At 62.3% G+C, this 16,142-nt stretch carries 13 protein-coding genes; 1 reads left to right on the top strand and 12 read right to left on the bottom strand.

Going from position 1 to position 16,142, the window contains the following annotated elements; all coding sequences use genetic code 11:
- Positions 1-152: 152 nt before the first annotated feature.
- The 12 genes from dusB to G1C98_RS02860 all read right to left on the bottom strand — a co-directional run bounded on the left by dusB (position 153) and on the right by G1C98_RS02860 (position 13,931).
- Positions 153-1,394, bottom strand: a complete 1,242-nt coding sequence (gene dusB, locus G1C98_RS02915; RefSeq protein ID WP_335341276.1) for a tRNA dihydrouridine synthase DusB — start codon at positions 1,392-1,394, stop codon at positions 153-155.
- Between the two features lie 117 nt (positions 1,395-1,511).
- On the bottom strand, positions 1,512-2,987 hold the full coding sequence (locus G1C98_RS02910; protein ID WP_169079030.1) for a glycine--tRNA ligase: 1,476 nt from the start codon (positions 2,985-2,987) through the stop codon (positions 1,512-1,514).
- A gap of 319 nt (positions 2,988-3,306) precedes the next feature.
- Positions 3,307-3,918, bottom strand: coding sequence for a type 4a pilus biogenesis protein PilO (pilO, locus tag G1C98_RS02905; protein WP_169079028.1), 612 nt, complete (start codon positions 3,916-3,918; stop codon positions 3,307-3,309).
- Between the two features lie 37 nt (positions 3,919-3,955).
- Entirely contained in the window at positions 3,956-4,969 is a 1,014-nt protein-coding gene (locus G1C98_RS02900) for a hypothetical protein (RefSeq protein ID WP_169079026.1), read from the bottom strand.
- Positions 4,966-6,012 (bottom strand): type IV pilus assembly protein PilM, encoded by a 1,047-nt coding sequence (gene pilM, locus G1C98_RS02895; protein WP_169079024.1) that lies wholly within the window; start codon positions 6,010-6,012, stop codon positions 4,966-4,968. The genes G1C98_RS02900 and pilM overlap by 4 nt, the downstream gene beginning before the upstream one ends.
- A 23-nt stretch (positions 6,013-6,035) precedes the next feature.
- Entirely contained in the window at positions 6,036-6,872 is an 837-nt protein-coding gene (locus G1C98_RS02890; protein ID WP_169079022.1) for a prepilin peptidase, read from the bottom strand.
- Between the two features lie 4 nt (positions 6,873-6,876).
- A complete protein-coding gene (locus G1C98_RS02885) occupies positions 6,877-9,324 on the bottom strand; it encodes a hypothetical protein (RefSeq protein ID WP_169079020.1) in 2,448 nt (815 codons plus the stop codon).
- Positions 9,325-9,342: 18 nt separating this feature from the next.
- Positions 9,343-10,623 carry a type II secretion system F family protein gene (locus G1C98_RS02880; RefSeq protein ID WP_169079018.1) on the bottom strand — a complete coding sequence of 427 codons (1,281 nt, stop codon included), beginning with the start codon at positions 10,621-10,623 and terminating at the stop codon, positions 9,343-9,345.
- A 113-nt stretch (positions 10,624-10,736) separates the two neighbouring features.
- Entirely contained in the window at positions 10,737-11,177 is a 441-nt protein-coding gene (locus G1C98_RS09440) for a type IV pilin protein (RefSeq protein WP_169079016.1), read from the bottom strand.
- A 637-nt stretch (positions 11,178-11,814) separates the two neighbouring features.
- Complete coding sequence (locus tag G1C98_RS02870; RefSeq protein WP_240944889.1) at positions 11,815-12,273, bottom strand: prepilin-type N-terminal cleavage/methylation domain-containing protein; 459 nt, start codon at positions 12,271-12,273, stop codon at positions 11,815-11,817.
- A gap of 37 nt (positions 12,274-12,310) precedes the next feature.
- Positions 12,311-13,012, bottom strand: coding sequence for a PilW family protein (locus G1C98_RS02865; RefSeq protein WP_240944888.1), 702 nt, complete (start codon positions 13,010-13,012; stop codon positions 12,311-12,313).
- A gap of 124 nt (positions 13,013-13,136) precedes the next feature.
- Positions 13,137-13,931 carry a type IV pilus modification PilV family protein gene (locus G1C98_RS02860; RefSeq protein WP_169079014.1) on the bottom strand — a complete coding sequence of 265 codons (795 nt, stop codon included), beginning with the start codon at positions 13,929-13,931 and terminating at the stop codon, positions 13,137-13,139.
- 307 nt (positions 13,932-14,238) lie between these two features.
- On the opposite strand from G1C98_RS02860, the gene G1C98_RS02855 reads away from it, so the two are divergent.
- Positions 14,239-15,978, top strand: coding sequence for a GspE/PulE family protein (locus G1C98_RS02855; protein WP_240944887.1), 1,740 nt, complete (start codon positions 14,239-14,241; stop codon positions 15,976-15,978).
- Positions 15,979-16,142: the final 164 nt, after the last annotated feature.

Raw genomic sequence — 16,142 nt, 5'->3', positions numbered from 1 at the left:
CCTTACACGTTTACGCATAACTCTAGCGCAGGGCACACCCGTTTCGGGCGTTTTTTTCAAGTGTATGCATACATTATCAGGTGATTTTCAGGTTTATGGTCTCCGCGTCGCCTGAACCGCGTGACTCCCGCCTCATTCCCCGGCAAACGGGCCTAGTAGCTGGCATCCATCGGGTCGTCGCCGAACAGCGCCTCGCGCTCCTCATGCGTGGTGGTTCTCGACTCCAGCCACCCGTACGGCAGATGCACTTTCTTGGCGAAGCGAACACGGCCTCGGGGCTTGTCGACCACACGCTGCGGAAACGTCATATCCGGGTCGAGCTCGCCGATTTCGCGGCGCACGTCATCCAGCGATTCGCATTCCATGAACGCCTTGCGCGTGGAGCCGCCCACCGGGAAGCCCTTCAGGTACCAGGCGACGTGCTTGCGCAGGTCGTGCACGGCCATACGCTCGTCGCCGTCGTAGAAGCACGTCAGCAGTTCGGCATGGCGCTCGATCACGGTGCACACCTCGCCCAGCGTGGGGTTGATCCGCTGCGTGGAGCCGGCGAACGCGTTCTTGATGTCGGCGAACAGCCACGGACGCCCCTGGCATCCACGGCCGATGGCCACACCGTCGCAACCGGTCTGCTCGATCATGGCCAAGGCATCGTCCGCACCCCAGATATCGCCGTTGCCGAACACGGGGATGTCAAGCTCCTGCTTCAATTCGGCGATGCGGGTCCAGTCGGAATGCCCGCCATAGTATTCGGCGGTGGTGCGGGCGTGCAGCGTCACGGCGGCGCACCCCTCCTCCTGGGCGATATGCCCGGCCTGAAGGAACGTCTCATGCTCATGGTCGATGCCGACGCGGAATTTCGCCGTTACGGGAATATTCGCCGCAGAGCATACCTTCACCACACGGCTGATGATCTCCTGCAGCAGATCGGTCTTCCACGGCAGCGCGGACCCGCCGCCACGACGGGTGACCTTGGGCACCGGGCATCCGAAGTTCAGATCGACATGATCGGCCATGTTCTCATCGACCACGATCTTCGCCGCCTGCTCCACGATGGCCGGGTTCACGCCGTACAGCTGCAGCGAACGCACCCGTTCGCTCGGATCGAAGCGGCACAGGCGCAGCGCCTTGGGGTTGCGCGCGACCAGGGCGCGGGCGGTGATCATCTCCGCCACGTACAGGCCGCTCGGCCCGTACTGCTCGCACAGGACGCGGAACGGCCAGTTCGTCACTCCCGCCATGGGCGAGAGCACCACGGGCGTCGGCACGTCGATGTCGCCGAGCTTCACCGGCGCGATCGGGTGTGAAGCGGCATGTTCCGTATGCTGCGGCGAGCAGGGGTTCTCCCCTACCGTGCAGCCCTCATGCACGTCGAAAGTTTCCTCGTTGGATGCCACGTTCGTTACAACTCCAATAGGGCCCTATCGGTTCCATATGGTCCCGATAAGGCCCCGGTTCGGTTGGATTTGGTTCGGTATGCCCGGAACGGGCCCGCCGGAGCGGACCCGGCAGGATCAGTACAGGCCACCTGCTTCGGCGATGTGGACGGAATCCGGCCATGCCTCGCCGCCCATCTCGACCGGCATCTGCGGCACGCTGACGCGCTTCTCGCCGATACGCTCGGCGATGTAGTCGGCCACCTTGTCCAGGCTGACACGCTCCTGCTTCATGGTGTCGCGTTCGCGGATGGTGACGGCCTGATCGTCCAGGGTGTCGAAGTCGACGGTGACGCACAGCGGGGTGCCGATCTCGTCCTCACGACGGTAGCGGCGGCCGATGGCGCCGGCCTCGTCGTAGTCGATCATCCACTCGTTCTGACGCAGGTCGGCGGCGAGCTTCTGCGCCACGTTCTGCAGATCGGGCTTCTTGCTCAGCGGCAGCACGGCGGCCTTGACCGGAGCCAGGCGCGGGTCGAGGTGCAGCACGGTGCGCTTGTCGACGCCGCCCTTGGTGTTCGGGGCCTCGTCGACGTCGTAGGCATCGACCAGGAAGCACATGAGGGAGCGGGTCAGGCCGGCGGCCGGCTCGATGACGTACGGCACGTACTTCTCGCCGGTGGCCTGGTTGAAGTAGCTCAGATCCTCGCCGGAGTGCTTGGCGTGGGCGGACAGGTCGAAGTCGGTGCGGTTGGCCACGCCTTCGAGCTCGCCCCAGTCGGAGCCCTGGAAGCCGAACTTGTATTCGATGTCGACGGTGCGCTTCGAATAGTGGGCCAGCTTCTCCTTCGGGTGCTCGTAGTGGCGCAGGTTCTCCGGCTTGACGCCCAGGTCGAGGTACCACTGGGTACGGGCGTCGATCCAGTACTGGTGCCAGGCCTCGTCCTCGCCCGGCTTGACGAAGAACTCCATCTCCATCTGCTCGAACTCGCGGGTACGGAAAATGAAGTTGCCCGGGGTGATCTCGTTACGGAAGGACTTGCCCATGTTGGCGATGCCGAACGGAGGCTTCTTGCGGGACGAGGTCATGACGTTCTTGAAGTCCACGAAGATGCCCTGCGCGGTTTCGGGGCGCAGGTAGTGCAGGGAGTTCTCATCCTCGACCGGGCCGAGGTGGGTGCGCAGCATCATGTTGAAGTCGCGCGGTTCGGTCCACTTGCCGCGGGTACCGCAGTCGGGGCAGGCGATGTCGGCCATGCCGTTCTCCGGCAGCTTGTCGCCGTGCTTCTCGGCGTAGGATTCCTCAAGCTTGTCGGAACGCTGACGCTTGTGGCAGTTGAGGCATTCCACCAGCGGATCGTTGAAGACGGCCACGTGGCCGGATGCGACCCACACGGGGGTCGGCAGGATGATGGAGGTGTCCACGCCCACCACGTCGCCGCGGGTGACGACCATGGAGCGCCACCATTCGCGCTTGATATTGTCCTTCAGCGCGACGCCGAGAGGGCCATAATCCCATGCGGAGCGGGTTCCGCCGTAAATTTCGCCGGCAGGGAACACGAAACCGCGACGCTTGGCAAGGGATACTACTTCATCGAGTTTGGACTGAGCCACAATGCACCTTCTGGTTTGAACGGTTTGGGGTCTTTACAAGCGGCAAGCCTACCGTTATGCGCTGACTTCCGCACGGCCGGGTGACAACGAATGCACAAGGCCGTGTGGTCATCATGGAATCGCCATGCGTCCTGCCCGCATGAGGAAGTGACCATGCCGCGTTTCACGGCCCGGCGATCGATGCCAGGCCGCATGAAAGCACCCGAGCCGCCAAGCCGAAAGAGACTCGGCATCGACGGCCCGGGTGCTTGGGATACACAGGTGAATGGAATGAATGATTGGATTGGATCGGTGAATCGGCATCACCGCACGGAGCGGATCAGCCGTTCGCCTTGTTCTCCTCCGAGGATCCGCCGAGCATCATCGACCAGATGTTGCATTCGAGCACGACGCTGTTCTTGGTATCGTCGCCGTCCTTGTCGATGCTGTAGGTCACAGTGTTCGGCACGGAGATACGCTCGATCTTCTGCACGGAGTCGACGAACGCGCGCATGGCGTCGTAGCTGCCGGATGCGGTGATGGTCAGCGGGACCTCGACCAGATGGCCGGCCACGATGCCCTTCTGCGCCTGCGCCGGCAGCGTGGCCTCGACGGCGTCGTCGAAGGTGACGGACTTGATGCTCACGCCGGTACCGGCGGCCGAACGGTCGAGCGCGGTGATGAACGCCGACTGGTCGAAGTTCGCCGGCAGCTGGCTTTGTAGCTGCTTCAAGCGGGCGCGCTGGATGGTCATGGTCTCGCTGGCGATCATGAGCTGGTCTATCTTCTTCTGCGTCTTCTCGTTCTGCGCCTCGATCTGCGCGGTCTGCTCGTCCGCGCTGTGGATCTTGTCGAGACAGGGCGAGACGCCGGCCATCCAGGTGATGAGTATGACCAGCACAATGCCGACGGCAAGGCCGATCCATGCGATTCTATGCTTGTTGAGATTCATGGTTGTTCACGCTTCCGTTGAATCGATTGGGCCGGCGTCAGTTGGACGAACCCGATGAACTGGACGAATTGGACGAGGTGCCGCTCGACGCGCTCGCGTTGCCGGTTGCGGCGCCGCTTGCGGTCTGGGTGAGGTTTTCGCGCAGCTTCTTGAGCAGTGCGCGGTGGGAGTCGTCGGCGCCTGCGGAGTTGTCGCTTCGCGAGGTGGTGTTGTCCGTCAGATCGATGGACACGGTGCCGGTGTAGGTGTAGCCCTGGTTGCTGTCGGACCCGTTGGTGATGGAGCTCACGTCGCCGGTCATGTAGCCGTTGATGTGCGAGAAGTTCGAGATGAACGCCTCGGCGGATACGAAGTCGGGCGACTGCACGGTGAAGTCGACGGAAATCACGCCCTTGGACGCCCACACGGAGGAGGCGTTGTCGCTGCTGGACGAGGAGCTCTGGTTGCTGTTGTCGCCGCCCAACTGGTATTCGCTGAGCTTGAGGTTGGTGTATTTGCCGTTTGCCGGCAGCGCGCCGTTGAGCCCGTCCGCCACCTTGTACCAGTCGACTTCGTCGTACAGCATGGAGACTCGCGCCACCTGGCCGTCGGACAGCAGGTTCAGCGTGTCCTCCACGTCCTTGTACTTGGCGCGTTCCTTCTGCAATGCGATGGAATGCTCCTGCGCCTTGTCGGTACGGTGGTTGGCAAGGCCGACCTGCGCCATCATCACGCCGGTGACAACGATCGCGGCGATCAGCACGGCGCCCAGCACGTAGGCGAGCAGGTATTTGATGGCTCGATCACGGTTCAGCGCGATGATCGACTTCGGCATCAGGTTGGCGCGCATGACCCATTGGTCCGGGGTCTCCGCCTTGCCGCTGCGCTTGCCGCTGCCGCGCTTCAGCGCCTGGCCGATGTCGGAGAAGTCCATTGACAGAATCGAGGTCTTCTCCTCCTTGCCTTCCTCGCCCCCGCGCTTGCCGCGCTGGTTCTTGGCCGGCTTCTGCGCCTTCGTCTTGTTCTTGGAACTGCTGGTGCGCCGGGTTTTCTCTCCCCTGTCCCTGCTCATCGTGCCCTCTTTCCGATTACGAGTCCGAGCATCGCGGCCACGTCGGTCGCGTGCATCATGATGTCTTGCTTCCTGACTTCCTTGGTCAGCTTGAATTTCTCGAACGGGTCGCCGATGCGCACCACCTTGCCGGTGGAGCTGGCGAGCACGGACGGGAAGCCTTCGAGCTGCGATCCGATGCCGGTGAGGATGATGCCTTCGATATTGGAGCCGTCATGGTCGCTGGTGTAGTAGTTCAGGGTGTTGCGGATGCCGACGATCAGCTGGGCGGCTGTCTCTCGAATGACCTCTTCGGCCTTTTCGAGGCGTTCGTCGCCGACCACGTTCTGCAGGCCGATGCGCTGCTTGATCTGCTCGGCGTCCTCGAAGGAGATGTTGAGCGCGTTGGCCACGGCGTCGGTCAGATCGTCGGTGCCGGAGGGCACGACGCGCAGGTATGCGGGCTTGCCGTGGTCGAGCACGATCACGTCGGTGCTGTTGCTGCCCACGTTCACCACGGCTTCGATCTTCTCCTGGTTCGGGTCTCCGAACAGGCGGGACAGCGCGAACGGCGCCGCGTCGATGGAGGTGACGACGAATCCCGAGTCCTCGATGATGCGGGCGGTCTTCTCCAGGCCGGCGCGCAGCGTGGCGACGATCAGACCGTGAAGCATCTGCCCCTGGTCGCCTTCCTCCAACGACAGCGGCACGAAGTCCAGCACGGATTCGTCCACCGGCAGCGGAATCAGGCTTTTCGCCTGGAACGGCAGGGTGGCGCGCAGGTCGTCAAGCGCCATGTATGGGAAGTCGGCCTCACGGAAGACCATGCGACGGCTGGAATACAGCAGCGCGGTGTCTTCGCGCGGGTACTTGAAGCGCTTGACGAGCGTTTCCAGCAGGCCCTTGACGGCGGTTTCGTCGACGACTTCGCCGTCCACCACCGTGCCGTTGGGCAGGGCGAACACCTGGAAGTGCTTGATGGTGGGGTGCGCCGAGTAGGGGTCGGCAATGACCGCCGCGCGTATGGCGTCGTTGGACAACGCCAGGATTGAGATAGCTCTCATGGACTCTCCTCTTGTTGTGGGCTCTAGGCGAGGCCCGAAATCTGCAGATACCAGTTGGCGATAAGCGCTCCGGCGAAGACGCCGATCCAGGCACCGACCACCATGGACGGGCCGAACGGGATGCCGCCGCGCAGCTTGACCTTGTGCAGGGCGAGCAGCACGATGCTGACGATGCCGCCGACGAAGAACGCGGCGAAAGCGCCGACGATGAGCTGCGGCCAGCCGAGCCAACCGAGCATAAGGCCGATGAGCACGGCGAGTTTGATGTCACCGCCGCCCATGCCGCCGGCCCACACGAGGGCGAGCAGCAGGTAGAACGCACCAAGCACCACCGCGCCGATGACCGCATGCACCATGCGCATCCAGTCCCCGGTGAGCAGCGAGGCCAATGCCAGCAGCACGGCACCGATGCCCAGACTCGGGTAGATGATGACGTTCAGGATGAGGTGATGGTCAAGGTCGATGAACGCCACCACGATCGAGACCGCGGCGAAGAAGAACAGCGCCGGCAGCGCCCACGGCTCGTACAGGCCGAACACTCCCCCTGCCATCACCGCCACGAAGGCCACGCCGGTCAGGCTTTCGACCAGCGGGTAGCGCACGGCGATGGGCTCCTTGCAGTGGCGGCATTTCGCGCCGAGCACCAGCCAGGAGATGACGGGGATGTTGTCGTACCACGCGATCTGCGCCTTGCAGTTGGGGCAGAAACTACGCTTCGGGTTCACGATGCTGATGTGGTTCGGCACGCGCCAGATCACCACGTTGAGGAAGGATCCGATGATGGCGCCGATCACCAGCGCGGCGACCAGCACCACCACGGCGGTGGTCGTGTCGAGCAGTAGATGCGGTTGCGTGTTCATGCGATCACCAGCCCGTGTAGGAGGTGCCGACCTCCTTGGAGGTCACGTAGCCCTTGTACTGGGAGACTTCGTGCGTGGTGCTGCCGGAACCGCTGCTGCCGGACGAGCCGCCGGTGCTGGCACCGCCGCCCGAGCCGCCGCCGTCCCATTGCACGGATGCGTTCCACACCTGCGATTTGATGGAACGGTCCAGGTAATCGGTGGACGATCCGCAGGCGGCCATTCTGATGTCCGGCTTGCCGTCGGTGCGTGCGTATGCCGGCGTGCCGCCGATCTTGTCGCCGGGGTAGATCTCGGTGAGGCACATTATCGACTTGCTGCCGTCGGAGCTAGTGACCTCGGCTTGGAAGGTGCCCTGGTCGTTCTTGTTGGCGGCCTTGCTGTTGTACCGGGTGAAGGTCGTTCCGGCACCCTCGCTGTCGACGAGTCTGAGCTTGTCGCCGTCGAGTGCGAAGTACTTCTTCGCACCGTTCACGCTCTTCCAGATCTTGGTCGGGTGGCCGGAGCCGGTGGCGGAGGTGTCCTCCTCGTATTCGGCGTGATCGTCCGGCGCGGCCTCGTTATGGTCGGTGACGGTGCAGTAGTCCGTGGCGAACAGGTCGGAATCCTGGTTCGCGGGGTTGCCGGTCAGCGTCTTCTTGTAGCAGTACGGGTTGAAGTCGCCGGACTTCACATGGCAGGTGTCGGTGTAGGTGTCGTTGCCGTCGGCGGAGGTGGACAGGCAGAATCCGGAGGTCTCGTTCACCATCTGCTGGGTGGCGGCACCGGCCTCGCCGGCCTGGCCGAAGGATGCGGTGGCGTTCTCCATATCGCCGGCCACGTCGAACCATGCGGTCACGTCGGCGGCTTGGTTCCACTTCGAAGCGCCGAGGAAACGCACCTGCAGGTTGGCGAAGTCGTCGATGTTGGACGCCCAGTGACCGCCGCTCAGGTATCTCAGATCCTGACCGGGATTCACGCTGGTCGACACCTCCAGTACCTGGAAGCGGGTCTTCTTCTGTTTCTGCACACCGCCTACGGAGAAGCCCTTCGATTCGGGCAGCTCCTTATCGTATTTCGCGGCCTCGCTTTGCACCGAGGACAGCTCGTTGAAGTACCCGGCATTGATGAAGCCGTTGTAGAACGCCCACTTCTGGTACTGGTTAAGCGTGCTGTTGGGATCGCGCTTCTCCTTCTGCTGCGGCCCGTCATCACCGGTGTTGGTGTAGTAGTCGGTCTGACCGGCGACGTTCACGCCGTAGGATGTGCCGCACTTCTGCAGGGTGGCCGGGGCTGCGATGCCGCCGCCGATATTGGCGTTGTCGGTATTGGCACCGGTGACGCACAGCGACATGTCGGATGCGGGGCGGATGGTGTTGTCGGTCCAGTACACCCACGTGTTGAGCTTGGAGTATTTGCCGTTGGCCTTGCATTGTTCGGTATAGCGCACGGTGCTGTCGCTGCTGCTGGTCTTGTGCGCCTGCGGGATGACGATCAGCATGGAACCGGCCTGCGGCATGCCGGAGGGGTCGACCATCTTATCGAGCGTCTCCGCCTTGGTGATCACCTCGGTGGTGGCCAGCATGCAGGTCTGGTTCACCGGGTTCATCACACTGGACGAGGAGATGGCGTCGGAGCCGCCCGAGGTGCCCGAACCGTTGGCATATTTGACCTCGCCAGTCGGATTGTCATCGGTGTCGAAGTCGGGCTTGGTGATGTTCTTCCATGTCGGCTGGTTGTCCATACGCCCGTTGTACGGGGCCGCCGCGTAGAAGCCCATGCCGATGCGGCCGCCACCGCCGGACGGAACGGGCGGCGTAGGCGGGGTGGGCGGCGTGACGGTCTGCTGTTCGAACTTGTAGACGGCTCGCATGACGCGCATGGGGCTGGCTTCGGTGCCGGAGCGGCCGTTCGGGTAACGGTTGATGTAGCCGTAGGATTTGGCCACGGCGTATTTCACGCCGCTCAGCCCGCTGGCGGTGGTGATCTGGCTGGTGCCGCTGGCGTCGGGGTCGCCGTCGAAGTAGGCGATCTCCACCTTGTACGACATGTTCGCCGGCGCGTAGGCGATGGAGCTGGCGTTGGCGGTGCCCGCGTTCACGGCGACGTTGTTGAGCAGCACGCTGCCGCCCGCGGTTTTGGTGAACTGCTCGTCCTTGGCGGCGGCGCCCTTGTCGGCAATGGTTGTGGGCAGCAGGGCGGAGGCGCTGCCGCCGGCTTCGGCCTCACGCAGGAAGCTCAATGCGGCTTCGAGCCCGGATTCGGCGGCGTAGCCGGCCTGGGCGTTGGCCCTGTTGTTCTTGTAAGGCAAGGCCTGCGCGAACAGCACGCTTAACACCAGCGATGAGGTGGCAAGCACCACCATCACGAACATGATGGCCATAAGCATGGCGGCACCCTGCTCCCCCACGCAGGCGCGAAGGCGTGCGCGGTAGCGTTTGTTCAGTGTTGCCCAAAGCTGTGAATTCTTCATGGTTCCTTCCCTCAGCCGTCAGGCGCCGGTGGCGTTCATGGCGTCGAACATGGAGAACATCGGCATGTACAGGCCTAGCACCATAAAGCCGACCACCACGCCGAGCACCAGGATCATGAGCGGTTCGAGCAGCGAGGTGAGCTGCTTGGCCATGGACTGCGCCTCCTCGTCGTAGGCTTTGCCGGCGCTGGCGAGCATCTGATCGATGGCGCCGGAATCCTCGCCGATGGAGACCATCTGGGTGAGCATCATGGGGAACACGCTTTCGCTCGCCATGCTGTCGGAAAGGCGATAGCCGCGTTCCACCAGGTTGGAGACGCGCTTGGATGCGGTGTCGAGCACGTAGTTGCCGGAGGTGGAGCCCACGATGTCCAGGGCGTTGAGGATCGGCACGCCGGAGGCGAGCATGGACGAGAAGTTGTTGCAGAAGCGCGCCAGGGCCACGTTGGTGTTGAGCTTGCCGAACACGGGCGCCTTGAGCAGGAACGGCTCCCACCAGGAGCGGATGAAGTCCTTGTTGCGGTTGCGCCGCCAGAACATGAAGAACGCGATGAGCCCCACGACGACCAGCGGGATGGCCACGGGGGCTACCTTGCCCATGGCCACCATGATCTGCGTGATGACCGGCAGTGTGGCGTTCATGGACTTGTACATATTGTCGAACATGGGGACGATGGTGAGCAGCATGACGGCGACCAGCGCCAGGGCGATGCAGAGCACCACTACCGGGTAGGCCAGTGCGGATTTGATCTGGCCTTGCAGGCGCACGTCGGCCTCGAAGCTGTCGGCCACGGTGATGAGCGATTTGTCGAGGAAGCCGCCGGTTTCGCCGGCGCGGACCATATACACCATGACGGGCGGGAAGATGTCGTCCTCGTTCTCTTCCATGGCCTCGGAGAAGGATGAGCCGGCCTCGATCTTGGCGGCGCATTCCGCCAGCGCGTTGCGCAGCTTCTCGTTGCGGGTCTGCTCGATGACGATGTTCAGCGCGCGGATGAGCGAGACGCCGGCCGCGACCATGGTGGCGAGCTGGCGCGAAGTGACGGCGAAGTCCTTTTTGGAGGGCAGTTTGGCGAAGCCCTTGAGTTCGATGTTCTTGTTGAGGCCGGTGCCTTCGGAGAGGTTCACCAGTTCGGTGGGGATGGCACCCATCTGGGTGATGCGCGCCACGGCCTGATCGCGCGAGTTGGCCTCGATGGTGCCTTTCATCTGCTTGGTGCCGTCGGGAGAGACACCCTTGTACTTCCACTTCTGCGTGGTGTTCTGCTGCATTGGCGCCTGCGCCTGTGCCTTGGCCATGAATTCCCCTCAGTTACCGAATGGCGTACAAAATATGCTGTGAATATGAAAAGGTGTCGGAGGCATCACTCGCCTCCGACACCTCAACTTAATTGGTAATCAGCGATACGCGATTACTCTTGCTCAGCAATCTTGCCGGTTGCGGACTTATACACATACGTCTTGCAATTATCATCGCTGGTATTCTTGCCAGTGATGACATAGCCATTGGCATTGTCAGGATCCTGTGCAATCTTCAGATTGACCTTGTCACTGACGGAAATCTTATTGTCATCGATAGTGCAGTCATTGCCGGTAACATTAGCGCAGTCGGAAATATCAACACCATTCAGAGAACCATTGTGGTTGGTCATGACGGTTTCCATAACCACACTGGCGTTCTTCACGTCGCTCTGGGCGGCGGAGTTCCAGGCGGCCTTGCGCTGGTTCAGGTAGATCGGGATGGCCACGGCGGCAAGGATGCCGATGATGATGACCACGACAAGCAGCTCGACGAGGGTGAAGCCCTTTTCACCGTTGGCGCGACGCTTCAGTGCATTCTGCACACTCTTCATATTGGATTCTTCCCTCCAATCCAGCGGAGACTGATGCAGATTCATGTCCCACACAACAGACATATCCAACCAGCGCTTCCCCCACGGAATACCCTATTGGAATCTGCGTCAATCTCCTGTTTGCCAAGATGCCCTTCGGTGGGCTTCTTAGCACCTTGCCCTGCCCTTGTGGGCAACGCCTCAGTCTTGTGAACTGATGGCTCTTATAGTAAGCAGTCGTGCAACCGTTGTCAAACCGGAAAATGCAATATTTTCACTATATTTGTTGATTTCCTCCGTTAATTCATGCAAACGTTGGAAGTGCTGTGGTTTTACTTGGTTTCATCAACTAATTCATCATGGTCATTGCCTGTTTGCACTTCACGTCGAGCCCCTGCCTAAATCCCCGCCATTGCACGGTTCGTGACATCGTTATCAAGCATTAACGGTGTTTATGTTTATGAAAATACGGAAACCCTGGCGCACGCCCCTGCCGTATACCCACATAAGGTGCCCCCGAAAATTTCCCCTAGTGAATGTGTCCAAATCGTGAACCCCGCGTGTCATGCATCTTCTCCACTGCCTCCCACACACATACAAAAGGCCCCGTGCCGCCACCAACCAGCGGCAGGCACGGGGCCGAAAACCCAAGCGGCCCTTACTGTTTCACCGTAAGCCGCCCCGTGGCGGAATCGTAGACATAGGTCCTGCACTTCGCATCACTGGTGTTCCTGCCGGTGATCGTGTACGAGCGATCGTTCAGCTCCACCTTCAGATTCACACCGTCGGTCACATTCACCGCATCGCCGTCGACAGCGCACGCCGAACCGGTCACGTCGGCACATGAGTTGGCAAGCCTGCTCAACGGATCGGCATGATTCGCCATCACACCCTCCAGCACCGTGGAGGCGTTGTGCACGTCGCTGCGCGCGGCCGAATCCCATGCGGCCCGGCGCTGGTTCAGATAGACCGGCACCGCCACCGCGGCCAGGACCGCCATGATCACCACCACGACCACCAGCTCCACCAAGGTGAACCCACGTTCGCCTTCGGCACGCCGGCGAAGCGCATGCCGTGCATCGTTCCATCGCACGCCACTCGGTCGCATGCTACTCATCGGCTCCCTCCCTTCAGCCAACGCAGGCATCGATCAGTCACCTGCACACGGAGAAGTCCGGCGTCGGATTGGTGGACTTCACATTGCGGGCGGTGAACGTGGTGGACACATTCGAGGTGATCGCCTTGCCGCCGGAATACGAACCCGTTACCGGTGAGAACGTGAGCACCTTCTTCGTGCCGTCGAGTCCGAACACCTTCGTGCCGAACAGGGCGTCGTCCGAAGTGACGCCGCTGGACGACGAATGGTTCATCATCGAGCCGAGCACCACATTCGAACTCCACGAGCTCGCGCCGGCATCCTTGGTCTTGAGCACCAGCTTGCCGTACGTGTTCACCGTACCGTTCGACCATGTGGCCTCGTCGTATTGCAGCACCACGCACCGCTGCTTGCCGGCGGTGTCCCCCGGCATGATCATGGTGACCTTCTGCACCGCATCATCGTACTCCATGGCGGAGGCGTACCGCGCATACCGGTCGATGCGCTGCGTGGCCGTGGCGATCTCGGAGGCGGACCTGGTGCGGATCGCGTCCGTGGTGGTGGTGTGCAGGAACTGGATGATGGACGTGAGGAAGATGCCGGAGACGACCATGAAGATGAACATCGCCACCATCATCTCCACCATGCTCACGCCGCGCTGGCCGCGCTCGGCGGCGAACAGGGCGCGCCTGCCGCCGTTTCGCTCAATCCCGAGCCCGCGCAGCACGCGGCGTACGCCATCCATGGACTTATCACTCATGTTCTTCCCCGATTCCTTACCGACTTGCCTGATCTACTTGCCTCTGCCTCGACGTATCGCCTGACCGGCCACTTTGCCGACTGGCCTGCGCTCACAGGACCGCATGCCCGATTCCGCGCCATCGTCAGACGATGAGCTTCCAATCGGTGTTCACATCGAGCACCGTGGACGTGGTGTAGATGCAGGTCTTGCTCTTCGCCTGATTGTCCGGCCACGTGACGCCGACGATCACGCGGATCACCGGAACGTAGGTGTTGGTGGATCCGGACTTGAACGCCTTGGTGACCGACTTGGTAGGCGTCCACACGTCGCTCGACGCGTCGCCGCCGTTCACATAATCCAGGCCGTGATCGGGAAGACCCCATTCGCTGGCCGTCTTGACCTGCATGGTCCCCGACAGACGGTATGCCTTCTCCACCACCGTGTACACGTTGAACTTGGACTGCTTGAAATCCTTGCCGGTGGTCACGCGCGCCGGGTGGATGAACTTGCCGGAGCCGTCGGCCGAGGCCGCCCAGCCCAGATCCTTGGTCTGGGTGGCGACGGTGCCGTTGACGGTGAACGCCCCGGCCTTCTCCAACGCCGTGTAGGCATCGTCCACATCGGACTCGCCCATGCCCTTGGTCAGCTCGTCGAAATAGGAATCGGAACTCACCGACGCGATCTGCGCCCGCACACGTTCCATACCGTCGTCACCGAGCGAAACCGCCGTGGAACGCATCTGCTGCGCGTACGAGGTGCGGATCGCCGTCACCGCGAACTGCGCCGCGGCCAGACCGACCATACTCAGCACCATCACGGCCACGATGGTCTCCACCAACGTGAAGCCACGCTCCCCTCGCTTCGGCATACGCCTACCCGGCACCATGCCTTCGGCCCCGCCTTCATGTGGGGAGCCGATGCCTCTTCTGAGCCCCATATTCAGCCTTCCAAACTGACGCGCACCCAACGATGGGCACGCGATCAAGACCTGACAACACAACCACGCATTATCAATCTTTGCTCGACTATACCACGATATCGTGCCAACGTTTTCACAATAATGGGCGTCTCATAAACCGTGCCGTATTAGGTTTTTCGAGATTCTTCACATACAATGGCCACAAAAGTCTGCATATTTTATGCATACGTTACAGTCTGCGGTTCCGGCAAGCACGGAAGCTCCGAAACCGCAGACAAACAAGCCCCACAGTGGCGTGCGGGGCGGGGAGGAGGAGCCAATGAGCATGAGTGACGCCGCAGGAGCTCTGTTCAATTTCAGAAGGAAGAACAAGGACGACGGCGAGACCGCGACGCATATCGACACCGGCGACATCCCGCAGGTGTTCGCACCCGCACCAAGCGGGGCCGCGCCACGGCACGCGGCCGAGAACATGACGCTGCCCGAGCCGGACATGCCCGAGGAAGGCGCTACGGAGACGGATGAGGAGACCGAACGCGCCCAGGCGCTGGCCCTCGCGCAAAGCCTGAGCTTCCCGTTCGTGGACCTTAACGAATACCAGATCGACGAGAGCGTGATGAAGCTCGTCCCCGACGAACTGTGCCGGCGCAACAACCTGCTGCCGCTGTCCATCATCAACGGGCGACTCACCGTGGCCATGGCCGACCCGAAGAACTTCGCCGCCGTGGACGACATCTCCGCCATCACCGGCATGCCCGTCATCGCCATGGTGGCCATGCCCTCCCAGGTGCAGGAATCCATCAACCGCTACCTGCGCGCCAACGCCGAGCTCGACGAGATCTCACACGAAGTGGCCGTCACCGCCAAGAAGGAAGTGGACCTCGAAGCGGACGACGCCGAGGCATCATCCCCCGTCGCGCGATTCGTCACCCTGCTCATCAACCAGGCCATCGACGACCACTGCTCCGATATCCACATCGAACCGCAGGAGGACGGCCTGCTCGTCCGCTACCGCATCGACGGCGTGCTGCACGTGTTCCAGCGAGCGCCACGCGCCATGACCGCCGGCGTGATCAGCCGTATCAAGGTGATGTCCGACATGGACATCGGCGAGCGCCGCAAGCCGCAGGACGGCCGCATCACCGTGAAGCACAACGGCGAGAAGATCGACCTGCGTGTGGCGGCGTTGCCGACCGTATGGGGCGAGAAGATCGTCATGCGAATCCTGAGCACCCCGGCGGGCAATCTGAAGGTGGAGGACCTGAACTTCAGCAAGCGCAACTTCGAGGTGTACTCCAAGGCGTATTCGCGCCCGTACGGCATGGTGCTGGTCACCGGCCCGACCGGTTCCGGCAAGTCGACCACCCTGTACGCCACCCTGGGCGACGTGGCCAAGCCGGAGATCAACATCATCACGGTCGAGGACCCTGTGGAATTCCGCATGAAGGGCATCAACCAGGTGCAGGTGAACAACAAGGCCGGCATGACCTTCGCTGCCGCGCTGCGCTCCATCCTGCGTGCCGACCCGGATGTGGTGCTCATCGGCGAGATCCGTGACGCCGAAACCGCGAACATCGCCATCGAGGCCTCGCTGACCGGCCATTTGGTGCTGTCCACGCTGCACACCAACGACGCTCCGAGCGCCGTGACCCGTCTGACGGAAATGGGTGTGGAGCCGTTCCTGGTGAGCTCGTCGTTGGCGGCCGTGATGGCGCAACGACTGGCCCGACGCCTGTGCAGGAAATGCTGCAAGGCGGATCAGGCCACGCCGGTCGAGCTGAAGATGATGGGCGTGCCATACAAGCCGGGCGACCCGCTGCCCACCGTGTACCGGCCCGTTGGATGCCGCGAATGCTCCAACACCGGATACCGTGGGCGTGTGGCCATCCAGCAGGTGATGGGCGTGGACGCCAAGATGGAGGACATGATCGCCAAGGGGGCCACGTCGCTGGACATTCAGGCGGCGGCCGAGGCGGCGGGCATGACGAGTCTGCGCGAGGACGGCTGGCAGAAGGTGCTGGAAGGCATCACCTCCGTGGAAGAGGTGCTGCGCGTCACCGTCTGACGGTTGGCGTTTGGGCGGTTGCGGTTTTGCGGTTTGCAGGCAGGTTTGTCTTGCGGAGGTTCACCCCCGGGCAAAGGGCATCGTGGGCCGTGCCGTCGGTTTCGTGGTTGTGACCGGCGGCATGGCATCGCCCATAACCCGCATACCTGCACTCCCCTACCGCT

Source organism: Bifidobacterium erythrocebi (genome assembly GCF_012932675.1).
Taxonomy (GTDB): Bacteria; Actinomycetota; Actinomycetes; order Actinomycetales; family Bifidobacteriaceae; genus Bifidobacterium; species Bifidobacterium erythrocebi.
Note: the sequence above shows the minus strand (reverse complement) of the source record. Positions and strands in the feature narration are given on the sequence as shown.